Source organism: Brytella acorum (assembly GCF_029309905.1).
Classification (GTDB): domain Bacteria; phylum Pseudomonadota; class Alphaproteobacteria; order Acetobacterales; family Acetobacteraceae; genus Brytella; species Brytella acorum.
The window spans coordinates 55725-79353 of record NZ_JARBJP010000009.1 but is presented as its reverse complement, the minus strand read 5'-3'; the positions used below and the strand labels follow the sequence as shown (position 1 = coordinate 79353).

Here is a 23629-nt window from a genome sequence, read left to right as displayed (position 1 = left end):
CTGTTGCCAGGCGTTACGCGGCCCTTCCAGACAATGTGGTCATGGTGGGCACTATCAGAATAGACCTCGCGCGCCGTCAGCTTGAACGCGAAGGCCGGACGATCGATCTGTCGGCACGAGAATGGGCTATTGTCGAACTTCCGGCACGCCGTCCGGGCGCGTTGTGCAGCCGCGAGCAGATCGAAGACGCTCTTTATGGCCTCAGTGACGACGTGGAAAGCAACGCCATTGAAGTCTTCATCAGCAGGATACGGAAGAAAGCCGGGCCGGGTCTGATCATGACGGTCAGGGGTAGAGGCTATTGTCTCGCGGGGAATGCGGCCCGATGAGGCGTTGGAGTCTGGCGTCCCGCATCGTGTCGGGAACCTTGATCATCGTGCTTGGTGCCCTGGTGCTTCTCAGCATTCTTGTCGCGGCTTTTACACGTTATGAAGTCACGGAGCGTCTTGACAATTCGCTACAGGAAGTGGCCGAGCGTCTGGAGTTTGTCATCAGTGAGTTGGATAGAACCGGTCAGGATGCCAACACTCCGGGTGGCCAGATCGCGCAGCTTCCCGGGGTGAATCGGCGGACACTGGCCTACCAAATCGCCACGGCGGATGGTCGACTCGAGGTTGGGTCGCAGAATGCGCCGGAGGTGCTGTTTGTTCCGCGTCTGGCCGCGGGGTTTTACGACATTCCGTTATTCAGGGTGTATGTTGCAGCCTCGGCGTCCGGTCATCATTACATTCTGGTGGGTGAGCCGACTTTTCACAGAAATGAAGCCGTCAGGCGGGCTATTCTGATTTCAATCCTGCCGATGGTGATTTTTTTTCCAGCGATATGGGTGCTGGTCCGGTGGCGAGTCCGTCGCGCCATGCGGCCTTTGACAAGCCTTCAGCATGAAATCAGGAGTCGGGGCGGGTCGAACTTGGCCCCTGTTCCTCCCCTGGATTTGCCCGAAGAACTCGTATCCATTCATTCGGCCGTCAATCTTCTGCTGGAACGTCTGAAGATGGCGCTTTCGACCGAGCGCGCCTTCGCCGCCAACGCGGCTCACGAGCTGCGTAATCCGGTGGGGGCGCTTCTCGCGCAGGTGCAGATTCTCAGGAATTTTCTTGTGGGATCGGACTATGAAGAGCGGGCAACGACCATCATGCAACAGGCCCGCAGAATTGGCCGGACGATGGAAAAGCTGCTTCAGCTTTCACGAGCGACGTCGGGTATCGCCCTGACAGGGGGCATGTTCGATCTCGTGCCTGTCGTCCGGTTTCTGGCAGAAGAACTCGGGCGGGAAAAAGACCGGACGATTGCACTTTCGGGATTATCTCATGTCATGATTCGAGGTGATATGGATGCAACGGGGATCCTGTTTCGCAATCTTTTCGAAAACGCTGTGCTGCATGGATCATCGGATCAGCCCGTTCGCGTGATTATTACGCAGAATCATGGAGTCCTGATTTATAATGATTGCGAACCGCTTACAGTTGACGTTTTGCGGGATATGGAAAAGCCTTTCGTCAGAGGAAAAACCGACGCCGAGGGCAGTGGGCTGGGCATGGCGATCGCACGGCAGATATCCAGGCAACTCCATGCCGAGATGACGGTGAATTCGCCCATTCCTGGAACAGCCAGAGGTGTCCTGGTCACAGTCCGGTTGCCGATGGACGAGATCAAGGAAAATGTCTGATCGGACCAGGAGGCCTTCCGATCTGAACGGCCTCCAGAACCAGAGTGGTTTTCCTCCACGACATCGCTGAGACAGTCAGCATCATATTTCCAGTCGGTCAGAAGTGCATGGCTCCGGAGATTGTCGAGACGCCGCTTATCTGAATTGGGCCGCTGAACTCTGTGGTTTCGTCATATATGAAAATATGGAGGGTGCGCAGGATGAGACAGAACGAGCAACGATCGTTCGTTGAGTACCCCAAACGAGGCCGCAAGGACGTCAATCAAACCTCTTTCGATCCTTCCATCTCATGATCCGGTGCGACGCTTCATTCTGAGGGGCACGAAGCGCCGCCTACATCGTCAGTTCTCGATAGTCATTGAAAAACCCTATCTCTATGCAAAATACCAGAAGCACTTGATGTCGCCAGATTCATGGATGGGGAGCATCTCATTTGCTCATATAAGGAAAAAAGTTTTTCAAAATGATGGTCAATCGTTCCAATGCGGGCGCTGGCTTCGCGCGCGCAGGTTGATAGTGTGATCCGATCCCGTTCAGCAAAACGGATGATGGCATCAGCCGCTTTCCTCGCGTTCCCGGGGGCATAGGTCTGTGCATAGGCTGGAGCGGCGATGTCGCCGGCTCCTCCGGCCTCGGGAACGATGACGGGTGTGCCGCATGCCAGTGCTTCAGCCGCCACGAACCCGAATGTTTCCGCTGTGGAGCCATGAAACAGAGCATCGGCGGAGGCCATCATGGTGGCGAGACGCGGACGGTCATCCACCCTGCCAGCCACATGAATATGGATTGCCCGCGCGGCTTTGTGTCGGACGCTGTCATGAGACATACCGTCGCCCATAATCACCAGCCCGACCGGACGTGTCTGTTGTGCCAGCGTTACGGCATCAATCAGGAGGCCGATGCGTTTTTCAGGATGGTGCCTCCCGACCGTGACGAGAAGGGTGGCTTCCGGTCCCAGGCCGCACCAGCGGAGCATTTCGCAGCGGATTTTTTCATTGCGACGTGCGACGGAAAAGAGCGCGGTATCGACGCCGAACGGCACCGTATGCAAATGCTTCAGCCCATGTCCGGCAAAGCGTCTTGCCAGCCATGCTCCGGCGACGATTGTTCCGTCGAACCGGCTGTTGAGGTTCCGCAAATAGGACCAGAACCAGCCGAATGCCGAATCAATCTGCTTTGGAGAGAATATGTTTCCCAGAAAGGTCTGGGGATAGACGGCGACAGGGTCTGCATGCATGAACAACGCCCGGGGCGTAGTCCCGGGCCATGTACCCGCGATCCAGCCACCCCGCCAGGGTGACGAACCTTCGATGAAGTCCGGTGCCTCGGCGTCGAGTATCCGCCAGACGGGCTGTTTCGACCAGAACATATGATAGTTTTTATCGAATGGGATCAGTGGGCTTTTCACCCAGACCAGTTTTCCCGCTCCACGTGTCTCTACTCGGTCTTCCGGACCTGGCGCTATGACTGTCAGCCTATGGCCGAGATGGTCCGCTACCCGAAATTTCGCTTCCACATAGGTCCGAACTCCACCACTGGTCGGCGAGTAGAATTCTGAAATATCGACGATTTTCAAACTGAATCCCGCACAAGCGCCTTGTAGTGATCCAGTAGGTTGGACATGGTTTGATCCCAGGAAAACATCAGAGCCCGCGCTCGGGCTGTCGCGGCCATCTCGGTCCGCAGCGCGGGATTGCGAATGAGTTGCTCAACACGGGCAGCGAACTCCGCTACGTCTCCGGGACGGGCCAAAAACCCGGTTAGACCATCAAGCACGAGAGAGCGACTACCCGAAGCGTCGGCGCAGATACAGACAAGACCCGAGGCCATCGCTTCCAGAGTGACATTCCCGAAAGTTTCAGTCTCGCTGGGGAAGACGAAAATATCGGACGATGCGTAGGCTACGGAAAGTTCCTGCCCGCGCAGGAAGCCGGTGAAGATGGCCTGTGGCAGGGCGCGCTCGAGCATCGCGCGCTCTGGCCCGTCCCCTACGACGACGGCGCGACAGGGAACACCATCGGAGCTCAACTGATGGAGGGTTGCACTGAAGATACCAAGCTGCTTTTCGCGCACGAGGCGCGCCACCAGAAGAACGACGGTTTCTTCCGGATCAATACCGTGATTCGCACGCCACTGCATGGATCGGTGTCCGGGATTGAACTGGTCCGGATCTACACCTCTTTGCCACAGGACGAGTTTGCCTTTCTGTCCGTCTGCCTGAAGAATGTCGATCATCGACTGACTGGGAACGTATACTTCCCGACAATTTGCGTAATAGGAACTAAGATAGCGTTTAAGAACGTTCTCAAAAGCTGCCACGTACCAGTAATGCTTAAGGTAAGTCTCATAGCGGGTATGATAGGAAGCTACGAGCGGCACGCCGAGCTTCCGCGCGATACGCAGAGTTGTGAAGCCAAGCGGATCTGGCGCAAGCGCGATATGGATAAGGTCTGGTGAGAAAGTCTTGATTTCTGCATGGGGCAAGGCAAAAGCCAGCCTGTATTCGCTGCGACCAGGCAATGGAATGGAAGGTACTGGTACTATGGTGCCAGGTGCCGGAAAAACAGTCGTGCTGGAAACGGGTGTGAAAACACGCACGTCCACACCCTGTTTTTCGAGATGATCGACAAGGCGGTTGAGCGTAAGCGCCACGCCATCGCTGATGAAATTATACGAACTGGCGACGATCGCGATCCGTAACGGCCTGCCCGCGATCTCTCCCCGTATGTGGGGCGGTAATCGTGTTGCGGACTCCATATCATGGAACGCATTGCCGTCCGTCATCGCAGGTTTCGGCGCCAACATATCGTATGGCAACGGATTTGCCCATGTGAAGGTAGAAGTTTCGGTCATGCGCAATGGCGGCTTTTCTATTCAAGTGAAAAATCTGCCGATTTTACGGCAGGGCATGGTAATTTATTTTTAATGAACGTATGTGACGAATTTCCATTTCTCCACCATTTGCCGTGAACAGGAAATTCAGATCCCAGCTGAATTTTCATTTTATCAGCCTTGGAAGGGCGAATCTAATTACGTGGTTCTTTATGATATATGTGCAGTTTTTATCGGTTTGTCTTTGACAATTTCATTAAAAAACTCCAATCAAAAGCAAGGGGGGAAGACTATCCTTGTGCTGGGCTGCAAGATGCCGCACATAGCTTGCCGACTGTCGCGAGCATCCTCTGAAAGTGGTTTCAGTTGAAATCCAATGTTGCATTTTGATAGCTCTTCATCGCCATCCGCTGAACATTGGCGAAACCACATCGAAGTGGCGCGCTTGAAGGCCACATCGAGGGAAAAGCATCTCAGGGGAAGTCGCTTCAGATGCCCAACCTGAAAGGCCGGATCATAACGCGCGTGACTTCGGGGTCGCGCTGGTTTTTCCCTGCGGTCATGCTTGTTTTTCTAGCCCATAGCCTGAGTGCGATCGGTTGGATACAGGTCTGGAACGCGCGGCCGCGTCCTCCGGCTTTCTACCTTATCCAGTTCGTACCCTATGGGGTGCAGCCTGTTTCGGAATGGGTGATTTTTCGCCGGCTGCTGGATGTATCCGGGCAGCTCCCGCTATTTGTGCTCTTCCGCAAACGTTATTTAAATTCCGTGCTGATCGAGTATTCTGGCGAGGCCTATTTCTTTTTCTGGGCGCAGAAGAAACTACGGATCACACGCGACAACCTGCTTCACGTCGTCCGGGAGTCAGCCTTGCTGTCCGGCGGGGCCGGGCTGATGATGGTCTGGACAGTGCTGATGATTTTCCTGCTGTTCAGCGGAGCCAGTGTGCCGCTTCTTACCGGAGCGCGGAGATGGATGCTTCTGGGAGCGTCCACCCTGCCGCTGCTCCCGTGCCTTGTGCTGATGCTGGCGGGAGCGCGTCTCACGCGCCTGACCCGGCGGGAAATGGTCTGGACCTTTGGCGTGCATTTCATGCGCAGCGGTGTGACACTCGCACTCGAATTCGCGAGCTGGTGGTTCTCCGGCGCCTTGTCGAGCGCGTTCCTCTGCTTTGAATTCGTGGCGCTCAGACTGATCGTCACGCGGCTGCCGCTCGTGCCGGGCAAAGATATTCTTTTCGTCGGTCTGGGCCTGGAAGCGGCTGGCATGATGGATCTCTCCCGTCCCAAGGTCGCGGCGGTTCTGATCATCATGACCGTTTTTCAGCAGGTTCTGGACTTTGCCGTGGTGAGTTTCACCTGGCTGGTCACGCATCTGCGTGCCGGGCGCTCCGCAGCGATGCATAGGCGTTAGCATATCTCTCGCACATCATCTCGATACGGCATTCGCGCTGTACGAAATCGTACGCCGCGCGCCCTCGTCGCGCGGCTTCGGCCCGGCTGGCCGCGACCCGGGTCAGCGTCTCCGCCAGCGCTTCGACATCATGTCGCCGCACAAGCCATCCCGTGGCGCCATCATGCACGATCTCGGGAATGCCGCCGCCGTCGAAGGCGACTACCGGGAGGCCCATCGACAGCGCTTCCATGACGGACAGGCCCAACGGCTCGTCGCGGGAAGTGTTGATGGCGGCATCACATGCGGCGATGACGGGACGCGGATCGGATTGGTACCCCATGAAGACGATACGATCCGTTATTCCCAGCTTCCGCGTCAGGGCTTTCAGTGCGCCGCAGGCGCTGCCATCGCCCGCGATACGTACATGCAGTCCCGGCACGCGCGCCGCAGCCCGAATCACCAGATCGACCTGTTTCCATGGTTCCAGCCGACAGACGAGCGCCAGCGTAAACGGACCAGACAAGGAAGAGGATGCCGGTGCGAAATAGCACGTATCCACGCCATTGCGGACAACGCGGATGCGGTCTGCCACGAAGGGGGCGCGGCGACTCACAAAGCGGCGCACGTAGTCGCTGACCGCGACGACGCAATCCGTGTGCCGTAGCGCCCAGGAGCGAAAAAGCGCGCAACTCGGGTCGGTGTAATGCTGAACACCGTGTTCCGTGCGCAGGACCGGCAAGCCCAGAGACCTCGCCGCGCGAACGCCGATGACATGCGAGGCGTAAGTATGCACATGGACAGTCGTGGCGCATTCTTCCTTCAGGACGGTTCGCAGCCATCGCACATCGCCCGGACCGAACGCACGCCACAGATAGGAAAAAGGATCGGCCCTGACCGGCCCCCGATCCCGGATCGGGACGCCGCTTGCGGCAATATACGCTCTCAGCTTCGGGTTGGGAGTCATCAGGGCCACGCAATGTTCGGCTCCGCTTTCAGCCGGACGGGTCGTCAGATCCACCAGCAGGCGCTCGGCGCCGCCGATATCGCCCGCCACCACGACGTGAACGACCTTATGCGTCCTGTTCATGGTACGGACACGTTTGCCGACCGGAACAGTTCGCGCGTGACGGCGTCCGCGTGAGTCCGGGCGTTGAAATCCCGTTCGATACGTGCGCGTGCCGCATTTCCCCGGATGCGCCACGTCGCGGGATCCCTGATCACGTTCAGGCAGGCTTCGGCCAGCCCCTCGATATCGGGTGGATGACCATTCAGAAGTCGCCCTTCCGCGCCATCCGTGATCATCTCGCCCATACCGCCGACCGCGAAGGCGATTACGGGCTTGCGCATCGCCATGGCTTCGAGAACGGCCCTTGGCAGCGGGTCTGGATACACGCTCGGCACGATCGCTACATCGAAAGCAGCAAGATAGGGACGCACCAGCGGCCGGAATCCGATAAACAATACCTGTTTTTCCAGTCCGAGTGTCCGAACCAGTTCCCGACACTCCTCAAGATGATCGACAGGCATATCCTGCGGGGTATCGCCAAGAATGACAAAGCGACACCGGGCGCGTGTGGCCTCATCCAGTCGACTGGAAACCACATGAGCCGCGCGGATCAGTTCGACGAAACCTTTATGGGGCAGAATACGACCATGCGCGCCGAAAATGAGTGTGTCTTCCGGCAGTCCGAGTTCTTTTTTCAGAACCGGAGAGGCCGCTATCCGGTCGAATTCAGCAATATCAAGCGCATCATGGAGCACGCGGACCTTGGACATGCCGGACGCGAACTGGGAAGCGACCGCATTCGACACGCACAGGATTGAGCGCACGCCTGCCCGGGCAGCCAACCACCGATGAAATCCGCGCAGGACTGGCGGTACGGCAGGATAAAAAACGTGCCAGACCACAGGCACGCCCAGAAGAGCCGCCAATACTCCTCCTATGAAATTGGCCGTCGTGCCATTGCAGAAAACCACCGCATATCGTTCCTGCCGAACGCGGCGGACCAATCTCAGCGCACCTGTCACCGCTCGCGCGACATTGCCTGCGGCGCGCAATGCACGTAATGCGCGGGAGGCTGAAAAATCATCACGGGTCATTGCGCGGAAAAAGGGCTGGACGAGATTTTCGATAATCGCCGGTTCGATGATCAATGTTTCGACGGCATTGTGCTCGCGCAACCTTTGACTGACGATATCCTCACGCGGCAGCATGACGCTGCGGTCGATGAGCGCGGGGGGCAGAAATTTCAGGATATCCAGCAGGGTTTGTCCGGGGCCGCCGTTTCGGGACGTATCATTGATAAACAGGACGCGAAGGCGGCTTCCATCCGTCTCGCCGGCAGCTTGCCTTGGTAACTCGATTGACATGGTAACAGATGTTCGCTCACATGATGGCACCGATCTGGCCCGAATTTTTGCCGTATCCGTCGCGTCAACGCAATGGATGGACGTGGAGCGTGACGGGATCAAAAAACGGATCGCGGGAAACTGGCGGTCGCGTTGCGGATCTCACAGGGAAAGCTGGTTTTATGTTGTCGGCCCATCGGATCATGAAATCATGGGGTAAACGCACGGTCATACGCGATGTCAGTCTGACGGTGCGCCGGGGCGAGATCGTCGGTCTGCTGGGGCCGAACGGGGCGGGCAAGTCCACCACCTTTCGGATGTTGACGGGCGAATTGATGCCCGATGGCGGAAACGTCGCCCTCGATGGCGCGGACGTAACGTATCTGCCGTTTTACGAGCGCGCCCGATACGGGCTGGCCTATCTGCCCCAGACGAGTTTTCTGCCGCGCACGATGACCGTGGAACAGGCGATAGCTGTCGTTCTGGAGACAAGTACAGACAACGGACCGGCGCGCGCGCGGCATATGGAACGGGTTCTGACGGATTTCAGTCTCGCTTCCTTGCGAGGTGCGCGTGTTGGATCGCTGTCTGGTGGACAACGGCGGCGCTGCGAGATTGCCATTTCCATGGCTTGCAATCCCACCTTCGCGTTGCTGGATGAGCCGTTCGCCGGGGTCGATCCGGTCAATGTGAGGGAGATAGCCACCCTGATCCGCGCGATGACGCACGGTCATGTGGGTGTGCTGATAACCGACCATAGCGCTCTGGAACTGCTACGGCTCGTCGATCGGGCTTATGTCATCTGCGACGGGCATGTTCTGGCGGAAGGTGACGCCGCCACTCTGGTCGCCGATCGGCGTGTGCGCGAGGCTTATCTGGGCGGGGCATTTCAGATATGACCGAGCCGGCAGAACCGCAGGTCACCAGCGCGCGCACGGCAATCGCACGCCTGTCCGCCATCGTGGCCGGGTATGGCACATTGAGGATACGCCAGTTCCTGCGCGACTGTCTTCGTCTGGGTCTCTTCGTGATGCTGCTGGTCGAGGCAGTGTTCCTGTCCGAGCGTTTTCCCATGGTGTTTCGCGACGTGTTGCGCAATCACGCGGGGCTTCCCGAGGCACTCGTGGTCTACGTTCTGACTGTCCCGCAAATCGTCGATCTATCCCTGCCTATGGCTCTTCTGGTCGCGACTTACCTGGCCTTGCTCCAGATACGGGAGAACCGCGAACTGCTCGTGCTGGGGGCAGCTGGCATGGGACCGCGACATCTGATCCTGCCGGGCATGGCGCTGGCGATCGCGACCTGCGTCATGTCACTGGTCGTATCGGGTGTCGTCAACCCGCTGTCGCTCTATGCCCAGCGCGCCGTACTTTTCAGAGCCGAATACCTGGCATTGACGGTAGGAAGAAGTGCCGGTCAGTTCTATTTCGCCAATGACCGCGTCATGTTCGCACCGCCCCAGATGAACGACAATTCTCACCTCAAGCGCAATATCTTCATCCGTGAACCCGACGGGCCAGGCCGCTTCCGGGTCATTCTTGCCGGTAGCGCCAGTGTCGCGAAGGGAGAGGTTAACGGATATGTTCCTCTCCAACTCGGAGATGTGGCGTGGCGGGTCTTCTGTTTCGATCCGAGTGTCACCTCCTGTACCGCAGATGGTGGTGCCGCGACATTTTCGGCCCGGACATCGGACAGGACACTGGTTTTATCCGATGTCCTGCCTTTCGCCGCACGCGGATATGACGGGGAGGAGCTGACATCCGCCGAACTGGCAGCCGGACTGATGTCAAAGGGACATGGCGTCGGACACATTGCTCCTGACACTCTGACCAGAATATTGGGAGAGAGGGTTGGGCGTGGTCTGCTATGCATCATGGCGCCCGTTCTCGCTTTCATCAGCGTGTGTCTGACGACGCGCCGGACCGTGTATCTGGCATTGCCTGTGGCCTGTATTGTTCTGATGTCATTCAATATTTCGACCGAATGGATCATTCTCGCACTGGAGAATGATCATGTCGGTCTGGTCATGATGGTTCTTCTTGCCTTTACGACTGCGGGCGCTCTGGCTTTGGCCGCTCTCGTCCTCCGGCTTCAGGATGCGCTGTTCCGTCCGCAGCTGTCGCGCGCGTGAAGCAGGCTCCACTGCCGCGCCGGGTTCGTCTCGCTCCGTTGGGCCACTATACCCGCTATGTACTGCTGGCCTATCTCCGGCAGGTCGTGCTGATCGTGCTGGTGCTGTGGATTATTGCGCTTACGATCGATCTGTGGCCCCAGATGGACAACATCACACAAGCCTGCCACTCCGGCACGACCCGATGCGTCGTGCGCTTTTGTCTTTTACGCACGCCGAGGCTGATCGGCCCGCTGGTGCCATTCATGACCTTCCTGGGCGTGTTCGTAACCGAACTCATGCACACGCGTTCTGGCGAAAGGACGTTGTTCTTCAACAGCGGTCGCTCACCGGCCCAGAGCTTGATGCCGGCCCTTCTGCTCGGCCTTTGCCTTGGACCGATGGATGTCGCCTTGGACGCGTGGCTTGGCCCGGCTTCAATGGCCGTCCAGATGAAGGAAAGGATCGGGCGTGACGGTCAACGTCTTGATCGTGCGCGGGAAAGCAATCTCAATTGGATTGTCCTCCGGGACGGGCTTTTAAGCACGCATGTCGTTCAGACGGGACGGCCCGTGCTGACCCAGCTTGAATTTTTCCGTTTTGCCGGTCCGGGCCAGCTTGTGCAGGTTGTTCGCGCGGCCAGTGCGGAGCAGGTCGGACAGAGCAATGTCTGGCACGTCAAAACAGGGCGAAAATGGCAATCGCCAGATGGGATTGCCCGCCTGTCGATGAGCGATGCTCTGACGGGCAATGCCATGGCGCCCTTCACGGACATGGACCTGCAGTTGTCGCTGGATCCACTCTGGCTGAGTGTAATCGGCATGGAAGTGCAATACGTACCTTTTCGTGTCTTGCTGGCTTTGTCCGGGCGAGAGGCGCAAGGCTACAGGGACGCCCCCTACCGCACACAACTACATATGATTATTGCCGAAGCGCTGCTTCCCGGCATCATGGCGGTTCTCGCTGCCGCTCTTGCTGTCACGTTTCTCGCATATGGTGCCAGAGCCATGATCGCCGGTGCTGTTCTATTCGTCGGTTATCTCGCTCATTCCGCAATCCGGGCCTGTGCTCTGCTTGGAGAGAGCGGAGATGTGCCTCCCATACTGGCCGCATGGCTGGTGCCTCTGTTGGCGATCGCAACAGTCATTCTGGTGCTGCGGCGCGAAAAGAGAAGACGTTAACGTTATGATATCGAACCATAATTGAAGCGAACTGAATTGATCGAAAGGTCCCCGGTTTTCCCAATCCTGATCTTTTGATCGTGCGCCCATATGAGTTGTCGCCCTCTGGGAACTGAAACCACCTCATTCCAGACGGCCCAGGCCCGAGATTTCGATGCGCACTGGTCTAATGCCGGAGGGTGCGTCATCCAACGGTCAGACTCTGCTTCGAATTGTGAACCTGCTCAGGGCAAGGTGACGCGGCCTATATCGGCATGGCTGACGATCATCGGAACAGGGCATAATTCTGGAATGAACGCAGACAGATTGTATCTGCGGGACGATCGTCCTCACACCGGTGCTGGATGAGATGGCGGCCGCCTGAACGGGGTTATGTACAAACCGCGCGATGGTGAAAGGTGAAAAATGGAGCCGGAAGAGGAGCGCATCCGGGGAAGATCGTCCGTCGCGACATCTCGATCCTTCACAACATGGCGTATTTCAAGTTCCATCGGATTTTCGAGCTCGAAGGAGAGACGGTGCCGCCGCCAGTCGAGCGCCAGTTCCGTCTCGTCCGTGCGCTGGGCATAGCGAATCCTGACGTTATTTTGCACGGTGATTTGGTGACCGGCCAAAACCATCATGGACACACCGGCGATAACGGCCGCGCCATGTCCGATCTGCCGGAACAGGTGATCAGGAACATGGTGCAGCCATGCTTTCATGACGGCGGACGAGACCAGTGCCGCGATTGCGATTGCGAGACCGGCCACAAGGGTCGTCTGGTCGATCAGTCCGTAAATGGCGTAAAGAGCGACTTTCACGAGATGGAGGAGGATGTCATTGGCGGCGCGCGTTGCGACGATTTCGTCCTTGCGCAATCCAAGACGATGATAAAAGCCGTTGAAGAGTAACCCGACGGCTCCGGTGAAGCCCGAAATGAAACCGGCCAGAGCGCCGACGATCGGGAGCCATCTCATGCCGTCGGCATCCCGAACGTTGCTGTCTCTTTTGTGGCCACGAAGCAGGAGCGGAAGGTTGCCGAGCAGAAAAAGGCCGAGAAGAAAATCCAGGTAGGCAGGCTGGATCTGCTTGATGAGCACGATACCACCCCAGGCGGCAGGCAACGCCAAGGGGACGAACCGCATCGTGATCTGCCAGCGAATGGCTTTAAAAAAAAGGGCTATGCGTGACACGGAACTGACAGCCGTGCCGATCGAGAGCGCAGCCGGCACATGGTCGGCGGCGAGTATCAGCCCGAGCACTGGCATTACGATCAAGCCGGCCCCTCCGCCCGAGACCGCGCTCAGGGCGAATGCGACGGTTGAAATAATGAATAGTGCGATAAATGCGAACACCATATCCGAAGCCTCCTGTTCCGTTGCTTCATCGCCTATTATGGAGTGTCATCATCGTCGAACGACTGGAGCGATCAGACGTAAAAAACGAGATTTCTTCCGGGTCCAGATATCCTGGAGCCACATGACGAGTTTAATAAAAGCAAAAAAAATCGACCCAGCATTGTTTTGTGCTCGAATGCGACGCGCGAATATTTTTAATTTGTACCGATGTCTGGATTGTATCGCATTTACGTGCGGGCTGGATATTTGTTTCTGTTAAAAGTTCCCAATTTTTGCGGCTTTGTCTTGCCGGTGGCCCTGAGTTCAATGAGGGTGACGAACCGATCCTGATGAGGATCTCCGACATATTGAATTGAAACCCCCACCCTCATGACGGATTGGTTCATATCCAGACCGGTCGCGACGATCCTGCTGACCGTTTCGCTCTGCCTGTTCGGGCTCATGGGCTATGCTTTGCTCCCGCTGTCCGATCTGCCGAATATCGACTTCCCCGCCATCCAGGTGCAGGCGCTTCAGCCCGGCGGAACACCGGAACAGATTTCGCGTTCGATTGCCGAACCCCTCGAACGCCATCTCGGCACCATCGCCGGGCTTGAGGAAATGACCTCCCAGTCCAGTAGTGGCATGCTGCGTGTGACCCTTCAGTTCGCGCTTGCGCGCGATATCAATGGGGCTGCCCGCGATGTCGCGGCGGCCATTCAGGCTGCCCGAGCCGACCTTCCCGCGACGCTTCGCCAAAACCCGACCTATTCCAAGGCCAACCCGAATGATCCTCCGGCATTGATTCTGGCGCTGACATCCAGCACACGCACTCTGCCGGAACTTTATGACCAGGCCACCAACAGGCTCCTGCCACGTCTCTCGCAGATTCGCGGCGTGGGGGTGGTACAGATCAGCGGTAGTGCTCTACCGGCTGTGCGCGTCGAAATTGATCCGCTGGTCCTGTACAAATACGGACTGGGATTCGAGGATATCCGCGCTGCGCTGGCATCCGCTAACGCCCGCACTCCCAAAGGCTTTATCGATACGAACGGCCTGCGCATGCAGATCGAGACCAACGACAAGGTGCATCATGCGGCCGACTATCGGCAACTGGTGGTCGCCTGGCGCGATGGTCGTCCCATTCATCTGACGGATGTCGCCACAATCGTCGACGGGGTGGAGGATGTTCGCAATGCCGGCTATCATGACGGCAAGCCAGCTATTATCGCGCAGGTCTATATGCAGGCCGGCGCGAATGTGGTCGCCGCCATGGACCAGTTCCACCGCGACCATGCCAGCCTTGCGAGTGGCCTTGTTTCAGGCGTGGATCTCGCGGTGGTGATGGATCGTTCTGTCGTCATCCGCGCTTCCCTCGCGGACACCCGGATGACGCTCGGTCTCTCGGTCGTTCTGGTGATCGCGATTGTCCTGCTGTTCCTCGGTTCCCCGCGTATCGTTCTGGTCCCTGCCATCGTCATTCCGGCCTCCCTCCTGGGCACACTCGGTTTCCTGTGGCTCCTTGGCGATGGTCTCGACAACATGTCGCTGATGGCCCTCACGATCGCGACCGGCTTCGTGGTTGATGACGCGATCGTGGTTGCCGAAAATATCGCCCGCTACGTCGAGCAGGGCATGCCGTCCTTCGAGGCCGCACGACGTGGTGCGCGCGAGGTGCGCTTTACGATCGTCTCGATCACGGCGTCGCTCATCGTCGTATTTCTGCCGATCCTGCTGATGGGAGGATTGACCGGGCGCCTGTTTCACGAATTCGCCATCACCGTCTCTCTGACGCTGGTCGTCTCCGAGGTGCTGTCGCTGAGTCTGACGCCCATGCTCTGCGCCCGTCTGGGAGTACAAGTGGTCGACAATGCTTTCATTCGCGTAATGGAGAACTGGCATGATCGTTCTCTGCGTATTTATCAACGCACCCTCGCCATCGCCCTGCGCCACCAGATCTTGACCCTGCTTTCCCTTCCGCTGACGCTCGTTCTCACCGGTGCCCTCTATCAGCGTCTTCCCCAGGGGCTGTTCCCCGTCGAAGATACAGGCATGCTTCTTGGCCGCGTCATCGGAGACGAGACCATATCTTTCCAGGCCATGGAACGTGACATGAAAACGGTTCAGGAACTGCTCCTGCAGGATCCGGATGTTGCTGGTGTCGCCGGGTTCCTTGGCGGTCGGGGAGCGTCCAACCAGGGAAACATCTTCATTCGCCTGACGGACAAGGCCGTGCGGAAAGATTCTGTGGCCACAACCGTCAGACGGTTGGGTCAACGAACCCGCGTCATGAAAGATGCGCGGTTCTTCGCGCTCCAGCGGGGCGCCATTCGGATCGGGGCGCGTCCGAGCAATGCGGCCTATCAATACAGTCTGCAAGGAGACGATCCGCGGGAGCTTTATGACTACGCCCAGCGTCTCGTGGCACGGCTGAAGCAGGAGAAAACCGTGATGGATGTGTCGTCAGACGTTCTGCTTGGCGGCGACAGTATGGATATACAGATCCAGCGCGACACGGCGTCCCGCGTCCAGATCACGCCACAACTGGTCGGCAACGTCCTGTATGACGCCTATGGGCAGCGGGCCGCGTCCATCATTTATAATGCGCTCAATCAATATCGCGTCGTGATGGAAGTCGCTCCGCGCTTCTGGCAATCGCCGGAATCGCTTGCACAAACATGGATCAGCACTTCGGGAGGCAGTCCCAGGGGCGCATCACAATCCAATCTGATCCGGGTAAGGCTGCCGATCGCGACGGTTACGACGAACGATACCAGCGCGCAGAGCGTCACCAACCAGATTGCCAACGGCCTTGCCGGAGGGGCTTCCGCCTCTTTGGGATCGGCGGTATCGACGGCGCGTGAAACCATGATCCCGCTCTCGGTGGTCGCGACCCGTCGTGTGAACAGGACAGCCCTGGCCGTCAATCACCAAGGGCAGGCGACGGCTGCGACAGTCTCATTCAATCTTCCATCCGGCGTGTCGCTCAACCAGGCGATGAATGCCGTTGACCGCGTTGTGGCCGAAATCAGGCTCCCTTCGTCGGTTCAAGGGGCTTACGCAGGCAATGCCGCACAGTTGCGCAGTTCGGCCAGCCGTGAGCCACTTCTGATCGGAGCGGCTATTTTCGGGATCTATGTCATCCTGGGGATTCTCTACGAGAGCTATGTTCATCCGCTCATCGTGCTGTCTACCCTACCATCGGCGGGTGCTGGCGCGATGCTGGGCCTCTGGGTATTCGGGGAGGAATTCTCCCTCATGGCTATGATCGGGCTGCTCCTGCTTGTCGGCATCGTCAAGAAGAACGCCATTATGCTGGTCGATTTTGCCATAGAAGCAGAAAGAGTCGGCTACAGCGTCGGGGACGCCATCCGCCAGGCCTGTGCGCTGCGGTTCCGGCCCATCATGATGACCACATTCGCGGCGGCGTTCGGGGCTTTGCCGCTGGTGTTCGGTCATGGCTACGGTGCCGAACTTCGTTTGCCTCTCGGCATCACGATCCTTGGGGGTCTCGCCATCAGTCAGGCTCTCACACTTTACACGACCCCGGTCCTCTATCTGGTGCTGGGCAGGTTCTCCTGCGGCGGTCAGCGCTCCGACGCCAGACACCGACACCATGCGACAGCGGAACCCATGCCGTGACAGATAACTCCCATAAAGCGATGCCTCGCGTTCTGTTGGTCGAAGACGACCTGGATACGGCGACTTATATCGAGCGATCACCCACACTGGCGCATGTCGCCCTCACGGTCGTTGCAGACGGCACACAGGGCCGAAATCTGGCTTTCAACGAATCATGGGACTGCGTCATTCTCGATCGCAGGCTTCCCGGTCTGGATGGCCTGAATATTCTGGAAGACATGCGCACGGCCGATATCCGGACGCCAGTTTTGTTTCTGACGACCATGGATGGGATCAGCGACCGCGTGACAGGCTTGAGGCGCGGTGCTGACGATTACCTCGTCAAGCCTTTTTCGGTCACCGAGCTTTCGGCCAGACTCGACGCCCTGCTGCGTCGCACGCGATCTCATCCTCAGGAAACACGCCTGATCTTCGCCGATGTCGAATTGGATCTTCTGCAACGGGAAGTTCATCGTTCGGGACAAAAACTCTATATCCAGTCACAGGAACTGAATCTTCTGGAATATTTCATGCGTCGCCCTTTTGCCGTGGTCACGCGGGAAATGCTGCTTCAGTCGGTGTGGAATATCGATTTTCCCATTCGGACCAATCTTGTCGAAACACATATCAGCCGACTGCGTGAACGTCTGGGCCGGGGCGCTCCGCCCTTGATCCACACGATCAGAGGTCAGGGCTATGTGTTGCGGCATCCCTGACATCATGACGATATCCCGGACATTGACCTCTCAGGCATCGTCACGGCGACTGCCGGTCTTCCGCAGTTCGTCATTTCGCATTGTCGGCTTGTTTGCCGCCTGTTTCCTCGTCAGCGGACTGATGGTTATGGCGTTGTCCGGATACCATAGCCAAAAACTGCTCTCGCAACAGATCATGCTTACCGTTGCAAATGAACGGGACGAGACCTTTTCGGAAGCCCATGGTCAGAATACCACGCTTCTGCGTCCTGTCGTGAGCGAACTCGTTAAGCACGAGCCGGGATTTTATTATCTGCTACAGGACGCCGAGGAACATGTCGCCACCGGCAATATGTTCCATCTGCGAGCGGTTGCGGGGTGGAGGTGGCTGTCCTGGACGCACCGCACAGTGCGTCCCGACCGCCATCCTGTGATCGGATATGGCACGATTCTGAGTGACGGCGGTTATTTCTTTGTTGGCATCGACGCCACGCCCCTCCAGTCCCTGCGTCGCGATCTCTGGCTCAGCCTGGCGTGGAGCAGTGTCGCCTTCCTTCTGATTGGCCTTGGCGGCGGTTTTATCCTTAGCCGTCTTGTGCTCGGCAAAATCGAAAGCGTTAGCCTGACCGCGCGCGAAATCATGCGGGGCGATATTTCACGCAGACTTGTCCTCAATGGAACCGGAGACGAATTCGATCATCTTTCCGGCAGCCTGAATGCGATGCTCGATCGGAATGAGGTTCTGATCGCCAGTGTGCGTCAGGTGTCGGACGATATCGCCCATGACATGCGACGGCCTCTGGCGCGACTGGGGCAGCATCTCGACGAAGCCACAGACACGCCTCAGCCTGACAGTCGAAATGTCGCGCTGGAGAGGGCAAAAGACGATCTTCATGATGCACTTGAGATTTTCTCATCTCTTCTGAGACTTGCCCAGATTGAAGCAGGGGACCGCATTCCGGATAGCCAGACGCTCCCGGTCGTGGAGCTGTTCGAGACGATCAACGCGTCTTATCTGGCGGTTGCCGAAGACCACGCGCAGACTCTTGTCGTGGCCATGCCGCCACCCGACATGGTGATCGAGGGCAGCCGTGTTCTGCTGGTTCAGATGCTGTCCAACCTGATCGAAAACGCCATCAACCATTGTTCTTCAGGAACGAAAATCACCCTCTCCGCCAATCAAGGTCAAGGAGGGACTGTTCTTGTCGTGTCGGATACGGGGCCTGGTATCCTCGCTGCCGATCGCGAAAGGGTTTTCGAGAAAATGGTGCGGCTCGATGCAAGCCGCACCGTGCCCGGCACCGGGCTGGGACTGAGCATGGTGCGGGCGATCGTCCGGCTGCATGGCGGCAACATCCGGCTTGGGGACAACAATCCGGGGCTGCGCTGCGACATCATGATCCCTGTTCCGATCCCGTATCGTCCATAAGGCTTGTCATCCTGCGAACCGCTGCTCCGATATTTCCAGTGGCGTAAGCTGTGCGCGGGAATGGTGGTCGACATCCCGTGTGGTCGGCGCGTGCATGTTTGAGGAACTTTCCGATGGCCCTTCCGGCAGTCCTCACTGGCCGGCGATCATATCGGCGATCATGGCAGCCTTTTCAGCGCGGATATGCTGCTTCCCCTGCGCCCGCGCCGTCCACTCGGGGTTTGTGGCCAACGATTTGCGTGTGGCGGCGACCACGGCGTTGCGTTCGTTCAGGCCTGCGTCACCGTGATAGGCGAGGAGCAGGAGCGACATCCAGCTTCGACCGGCGGGGTAGCGTGCCATGTAGAGTTGGTAGGCATTCAGGGCGCCTGCGTTCATCCAGCCATTGGTCTGCGGCTCCACATAAGCGCGGGCATAAGCTGCATATTCGGCCGGAGAAACGAAATAATCATACGGTATGGCCATGTAGACCGGATCTGGGTTGCCAGAAAGAGGGCCGCCATGACCGACGCAGTCGGACACGGTGCTTTCCAACGCGAGGGAGGTCGCCAGATTTTTAGTGTCGATGCCGCCGGGGGTTTTCTGATCGACATGACGCCAGGCCGTTGACTGGGCATCGTTCCGGAATTCCAGAATCACGAGAGCGTCCCATGTCTGTGAGTCGACGAACCGGCTGAACAGGATGCGGTAGTGAGACAATGCGTCCCTGGCGCGCAGCTTCTCCAAACGAGGGGCCAGCCGGGTACGCAGCGCGCCCAGTAGTCCGGGACGCCCCGCAGGTGTCGTTCGATAGGAAATGATGAGAGACTGCGAACCGCATTCGGAAGCCTTCGCCCCGAGCGAGACGAATAAAAGGATCAGCAGGGCTCCGAACCACAATATCCATTTCCCTGAACGTCGAATTCGCTCTGATCGACGACGGTCCGGACGACTGGGCATGAGCGATCTCTCAATGGCGGATTGTGAGGCACGGGTGATCATGGCCCTTGAGAAAAGCGAAAGAGCAAGCATTGTCAGCTTATAATTTCCCAATCTCCCGATCCGCGGGTACAGGGAGTATTGTCAGGCGGTTTGAGCGCAACGCTGCGGGAAGGCGGCTATACTTTCGATGTCAGGCCAGATCGTGATCGCGACTCCCGCTCGTCGCGCATTTCGCTCCGGCCATAAAATACATGCGTAGCTTTTCATGACGCTGTTTGTCCCAAAACGATTCCTCCTGCGGCACTGATGACGACCACGACCAGTGGGGGTGCCCGCCAGAGTGTCAGCAGAGCGAAGCCGACAAGTACGAGTCCGAGATCGCCCGATGATTTGACCGCGCCCGTCCAGACCGGCGTGTACAAAGTGGCGCCCAGCAGACCCACAACAGCGGCATTGGTACCACGCATGGCAGCCTGCGTCGCGGGGCGGTTACGTGTGACGTTCTGGGGCATCGTGGCGATGATCGTCACCGGCGGGATCGGTCACCTGTTTGGTGTGTAATGTAGAAACCCGCGTCGCGTGAGATCGAGGGGCGGTCTTGGCCGCGCCGCCCTAGCGCTTCGTCGGATCCGGCGAAGCGGTGGGCCGTGCGGACCAGAAGGCTGCCAGCAGCGAACCCGATATATTGTGCCAGATGGAAAAAATGGCGCCCGGCAGTGCCGCCAGAGGAGAGAAATAGATCCGGCCCAGTGTCGCGGCGAGGCCGGAATTCTGCATTCCGACCTCAAGCGCGAGCGTGCGGCATACGCTCTCGTCAAAGCGCAGAAGGCGGCCGCCCCAGTAGCCTCCGAGCAGGCCGACGGCGTTGTGGATGATCACGCCGACAAGAACGAGGGGGCCAGCCAAAGGCAGGGACGGGCTGACGCCAGCGACGATGCATCCGATGATCGTGAGGATCGAAACCATGGCGACCAGTGGCAGGGCAGGTTCGACGCGTCTTACGAAACGGTGGCCCCATGTATTGACGGCGAGGCCGCCCAAAACAGGCAGCGCAACGATCAGGATGATGCTTCTGAACAGGCCCCAGCTATCGACCGTCACATCCGCCGAGACGTAAAGCCGTGTCAGCAGAGGGGTCGCCACGATGCCGACCAGCGTGGACAGGGTGCTTATGCTCACCGAAAGCGCGACATCCCCGCGCGAGAGATAGATCATGACGTTGGAGGCCGTTCCGCTGGCGACACATCCAACGAGAACCATGCCTGTCGCCAGTTGAGGGGGCATGCAAAGGGCGTGCGCGATGGCCCATGCCGCCAGAGGCATGACGAGATAATGCAGCGTCACACCGGCGATTACGGGCAGGGGACGTCGGGCAATACGCGTAAAATCTCCAGCTGTCAGCGTTATGCCCATCGTAAACATGATGAATGCGAGCAGCGGGGTGATCGCGGATGTCAGAGACAGGAAGGGATGCGGCGCACAAATGGCCGCCACGGACACGCACAGGGCCCATACGGGAAAAAGACGGGTCAGCATGCAGGGCCAGTCGCTCGGAAGTCACTCATGGTTGTTCCTTTATCCCGCCCTGAGATGATGAGGCCAGAGCGCATGTCACGAGCGCATGTCACGGACGCATAATCACGGGCGCATGGTTCGGGCGGCATCCATGCTTTGGGCGATGCAAGCGTCCGTCATGAAATCCAGCAGGGCGCGCACCGAGGGCAGGACACCACGGCGCGAGGGGAAAACCGCGTGGATCAGCCCGGTGGGCGGTCGCCACTCAGGCAGAACGGAGATAAGGCGGCCCTCCGCGACATCGCGCCAGATCATCATGGTGGGCATCTGCACGACGCCCATGCCCGCTAGCGCGGCTTCGCGGAGCGCGCCCATATCGTCGGTCAGCAGGCGAGGGCGGTGAGGAACGGTCGCGCTGCGTCCGTCGTCATGATGAAGCTGCCAGGCATGGCTCTCGCCGGTCGAGCCCCAGTCCATGCTCGGCAGTCCGGTCAGATCGGCGGGCGAGGCCAGCGGCGCGGACAGGAGCGTCGGGCTGGCGACGAGGCACTGCGTGCTGTCATCGAGTTTGCGCATCACCAGATCTGACGGCGGCAGGGGCGGAAAACGCACACGGATGGCGAGGTCCAGTCCCTCGGCGATCACGTCCACGCGTCGGTTGGTCGCATCCAGACGGATTTCCACCTCGGGATTCTCCATCATGAAGCGGCTGATAAGCACTCCGAACCGGAAGGAAAGCAGCCCGATCGGACAGCTCATGCGGATCACCCCGCACGGGCGCGCATGGGTCTGCGCCACAAGCTCTTCGGCGGCTTCGGCCTCGACCAGCATGGCCATGCAGCGTTCATAATAGGCGCGCCCGATTTCCGTGACGGAAAATCGCCGGGACGAGCGGTTGAGCAGGCGCACGTCCAGACGTGCCTCCAGCATGAGAATGCGTCGGCTGAGGCGGGATTTCTGGAGGCCGAGCGCCCGACCGGCGGCCGCGAAGCCGCCGTGATCCACGACGGCGACGAAATACGCCATGTCATTCAGGTCCATCATCGTCCTATCCGTAGGACGATGCGTCGAAAATCGCAATCTTTCGGATCCACGGTTCTATTTCTATTTTCGCATACAGAGGAGAAACATCATGAACAAGACAGTGCTTGGCCGGTACGGCAATGATCGTGGTCACTGGGTGGGTGACGGTTTCCCCGTTCGCTCGCTCTTTTCCTATAATGACCTCGGCGGCCATGTCAGCCCGTTCCTGCTGCTGGATTATGCCGGGCCGCATGTGTTCGAGCCCACCACGAAACGTCTGGGCGTAGGACAGCATCCGCATCGTGGTTTCGAGACCGTGACCATCGTTTATGACGGGCAGGTCGAGCATCGCGATTCCGCCGGGCATGGCGGCGTGATCGGGCCGGGTGACGTGCAGTGGATGACGGCGGGCGGCGGCATCCTCCATGAGGAATATCACGCGCCGTCTTTCGCGAAGACGGGCGGTCCGTTCCGCATGGTGCAGCTCTGGGTTAACCTGCCCGCGAAGGACAAGATGGCCGCGCCAGGCTATCAGCCCATCGTCTCGTCGACGATTCCGGTGGTCGAATTGCCTGAAGGGGCAGGGAGCGCGCGCGTGATCGCTGGTGCGTTCCGCGGGGTCGTGGGGCCGGCCCATACTTTCACACCGATCAATGTCTGGGATGTGCGTCTGAAGCGGGACACGGATTTCAGCCTCGATCTGCCGGAGGGTCACACCTCGATGCTGATCGTGCTGAACGGACGCATTACCGTGGACGGCACGCAGGACGCAGGCGACGCCGAAATGCTCCTGCTGAGCCGCGAGGGGAGCTCCGTCCATGTGCATGCGCACAGTGACACGACACTGCTCGTGCTGACGGGGGAGCCGATCGACGAGCCGATCGTGGGTTATGGCCCGTTCGTCATGAACACCCAGGCCGAGATCCGCCAGGCCATGGCCGATGTCCGCAGCGGGACGTTCGGCCGCGGTCCATGACGCCTGCGATTTGACCTGGAGGAGGGACCGTCAGTCCAGGTATTTCAGGATTTTGAGCGTTATGAAATTCACCTGCCGGGTCGATCCATTGGCCGGATTCAGGATGACGGAAAGATGCGTGGGCGGGACGGCGATGACGAGCGCCGTCCTGTCTTTCTCGATGTCCTGCTCGGAGAAAATAACGATGGGAGGCTTGATGTCGAGGTCCGGCGAGGCGACGAGCGCCGTGCGCGGATTCAGCCAGGAGACGGAGCCACCGGGAGTCTGGGTGACGAGGGTGTAGCAGTGTCCGACCATCTTTTTCGGATCGTCGTTCTGTGAATAGACGAATTTTTCAGGATCGCCATGGCATGTCGTCCCGACCGCTGGCGTTGGAGAAGCCGTCCGGGCCTGTGCCGTACCCACGGGTGAGAGCGTGCCCGAGAAGGCCGGGAGCATCACGGCCAGCCCGAGAATGCTGGCCAGACCTGTCATGACCAGACCTGTCGCGTTACGTGTCGTTTTCATGGATGTCCTCCCGAAGCCGGTTCCTGCGTCGAACGCCCGTCGCTTAAACGCCCGCCGGTTAAACGTCCGCCGGTTAAACGCCTGTCG

Annotated in this window: 20 protein-coding genes; 10 read left to right on the top strand and 10 right to left on the bottom strand. The window is 58.7% G+C overall.

Going from position 1 to position 23629, the window contains the following annotated elements; translation table 11 throughout:
* Both PWM43_RS12930 and PWM43_RS12925 read left to right on the top strand, forming a co-directional pair.
* On the top strand, window positions 1–329 hold a 329-nt coding region (locus PWM43_RS12930), incomplete at its 5' end, for a winged helix-turn-helix domain-containing protein (RefSeq protein ID WP_289842936.1).
* Window positions 326–1669, top strand: coding sequence for a sensor histidine kinase (locus PWM43_RS12925; RefSeq protein WP_289842935.1), 1344 nt, complete (start codon window positions 326–328; stop codon window positions 1667–1669). The genes PWM43_RS12930 and PWM43_RS12925, both read left to right, overlap by 4 nt.
* Window positions 1670–2024: 355 nt before the next feature.
* Here PWM43_RS12925 and PWM43_RS12920 read toward each other — a convergent pair whose 3' ends face one another.
* Window positions 2025–3245 (bottom strand): glycosyltransferase, encoded by a 1221-nt coding sequence (locus PWM43_RS12920; RefSeq protein WP_289842934.1) that lies wholly within the window; start codon window positions 3243–3245, stop codon window positions 2025–2027.
* Window positions 3242–4522: a glycosyltransferase family 4 protein gene (locus PWM43_RS12915; protein ID WP_289842933.1), complete on the bottom strand. Its 1281-nt coding sequence runs from the start codon at window positions 4520–4522 to the stop codon at window positions 3242–3244. Before PWM43_RS12915 ends, PWM43_RS12920 begins: the two co-directional genes overlap by 4 nt.
* A 471-nt stretch (window positions 4523–4993) precedes the next feature.
* On the opposite strand from PWM43_RS12915, the gene PWM43_RS12910 reads away from it, so the two are divergent.
* On the top strand, window positions 4994–5914 hold the full coding sequence (locus PWM43_RS12910) for a hypothetical protein (RefSeq protein WP_289842932.1): 921 nt from the start codon (window positions 4994–4996) through the stop codon (window positions 5912–5914).
* On the opposite strand, the gene PWM43_RS12905 is transcribed toward PWM43_RS12910, so the two are convergent.
* Both PWM43_RS12905 and PWM43_RS12900 read right to left on the bottom strand, forming a co-directional pair.
* Window positions 5868–6983, bottom strand: coding sequence for a glycosyltransferase family 4 protein (locus PWM43_RS12905; RefSeq protein WP_289842931.1), 1116 nt, complete (start codon window positions 6981–6983; stop codon window positions 5868–5870). The two genes, PWM43_RS12910 and PWM43_RS12905, sit on opposite strands and share 47 nt — an antisense overlap.
* Window positions 6980–8266: a glycosyltransferase gene (locus PWM43_RS12900; RefSeq protein ID WP_289842930.1), complete on the bottom strand. Its 1287-nt coding sequence runs from the start codon at window positions 8264–8266 to the stop codon at window positions 6980–6982. Before PWM43_RS12900 ends, PWM43_RS12905 begins: the two co-directional genes overlap by 4 nt.
* 161 nt (window positions 8267–8427) lie before the next feature.
* Between PWM43_RS12900 and lptB the strand changes: the two genes are divergently transcribed.
* Genes lptB through PWM43_RS12885 form a run of 3 tightly spaced genes read left to right on the top strand, consistent with a single transcriptional unit; the run spans window position 8428 to window position 11536 of the window.
* Window positions 8428–9144 (top strand): LPS export ABC transporter ATP-binding protein, encoded by a 717-nt coding sequence (lptB, locus tag PWM43_RS12895; RefSeq protein ID WP_289842929.1) that lies wholly within the window; start codon window positions 8428–8430, stop codon window positions 9142–9144.
* Window positions 9141–10376 (top strand): LptF/LptG family permease, encoded by a 1236-nt coding sequence (locus PWM43_RS12890; protein WP_289842928.1) that lies wholly within the window; start codon window positions 9141–9143, stop codon window positions 10374–10376. Before lptB ends, PWM43_RS12890 begins: the two co-directional genes overlap by 4 nt.
* The gene (locus PWM43_RS12885) at window positions 10373–11536 is read left to right on the top strand and encodes an LptF/LptG family permease (RefSeq protein WP_289842927.1); all 1164 of its coding nucleotides are present in this window, start codon (window positions 10373–10375) and stop codon (window positions 11534–11536) included. The genes PWM43_RS12890 and PWM43_RS12885 overlap by 4 nt, the downstream gene beginning before the upstream one ends.
* Window positions 11537–11865: 329 nt before the next feature.
* Here the strand turns inward: PWM43_RS12885 and PWM43_RS12880 are convergent, their stop codons facing one another.
* Entirely contained in the window at window positions 11866–12876 is a 1011-nt protein-coding gene (locus PWM43_RS12880; RefSeq protein WP_289842926.1) for a sulfite exporter TauE/SafE family protein, read from the bottom strand.
* A 369-nt stretch (window positions 12877–13245) separates the two neighbouring features.
* Here PWM43_RS12880 and PWM43_RS12875 point away from each other — a divergent pair, with 369 nt between their 5' ends.
* From PWM43_RS12875 to PWM43_RS12865, 3 genes are all read left to right on the top strand, one after another.
* Window positions 13246–16497, top strand: a complete 3252-nt coding sequence (locus PWM43_RS12875; RefSeq protein ID WP_289842925.1) for an efflux RND transporter permease subunit — start codon at window positions 13246–13248, stop codon at window positions 16495–16497.
* A complete protein-coding gene (locus tag PWM43_RS12870; protein WP_289842924.1) occupies window positions 16494–17192 on the top strand; it encodes a response regulator transcription factor in 699 nt (232 codons plus the stop codon). Before PWM43_RS12875 ends, PWM43_RS12870 begins: the two co-directional genes overlap by 4 nt.
* A gap of 175 nt (window positions 17193–17367) precedes the next feature.
* Window positions 17368–18600, top strand: coding sequence for a sensor histidine kinase (locus PWM43_RS12865; protein ID WP_289842923.1), 1233 nt, complete (start codon window positions 17368–17370; stop codon window positions 18598–18600).
* Window positions 18601–18732: 132 nt separating this feature from the next.
* Here PWM43_RS12865 and PWM43_RS12860 read toward each other — a convergent pair whose 3' ends face one another.
* The 4 genes from PWM43_RS12860 to PWM43_RS12845 form a co-directional block, all read right to left on the bottom strand.
* Complete coding sequence (locus PWM43_RS12860) at window positions 18733–19539, bottom strand: hypothetical protein (RefSeq protein WP_289842922.1); 807 nt, start codon at window positions 19537–19539, stop codon at window positions 18733–18735.
* A gap of 245 nt (window positions 19540–19784) precedes the next feature.
* Window positions 19785–20051, bottom strand: coding sequence for a chromate transporter (locus PWM43_RS12855; RefSeq protein ID WP_289842921.1), 267 nt, complete (start codon window positions 20049–20051; stop codon window positions 19785–19787).
* An 82-nt stretch (window positions 20052–20133) separates the two neighbouring features.
* Window positions 20134–21057, bottom strand: a complete 924-nt coding sequence (gene panS, locus PWM43_RS12850) for a ketopantoate/pantoate/pantothenate transporter PanS (protein ID WP_289842920.1) — start codon at window positions 21055–21057, stop codon at window positions 20134–20136.
* A 102-nt stretch (window positions 21058–21159) separates the two neighbouring features.
* Window positions 21160–22080: a LysR substrate-binding domain-containing protein gene (locus PWM43_RS12845; protein ID WP_289842919.1), complete on the bottom strand. Its 921-nt coding sequence runs from the start codon at window positions 22078–22080 to the stop codon at window positions 21160–21162.
* A gap of 88 nt (window positions 22081–22168) precedes the next feature.
* Here PWM43_RS12845 and PWM43_RS12840 point away from each other — a divergent pair, with 88 nt between their 5' ends.
* On the top strand, window positions 22169–23035 hold the full coding sequence (locus PWM43_RS12840) for a pirin family protein (RefSeq protein ID WP_289842918.1): 867 nt from the start codon (window positions 22169–22171) through the stop codon (window positions 23033–23035).
* A gap of 30 nt (window positions 23036–23065) precedes the next feature.
* Here PWM43_RS12840 and PWM43_RS12835 read toward each other — a convergent pair whose 3' ends face one another.
* On the bottom strand, window positions 23066–23542 hold the full coding sequence (locus PWM43_RS12835) for a hypothetical protein (protein WP_289842917.1): 477 nt from the start codon (window positions 23540–23542) through the stop codon (window positions 23066–23068).
* Between the last annotated feature and the right edge of the window lie 87 nt (window positions 23543–23629).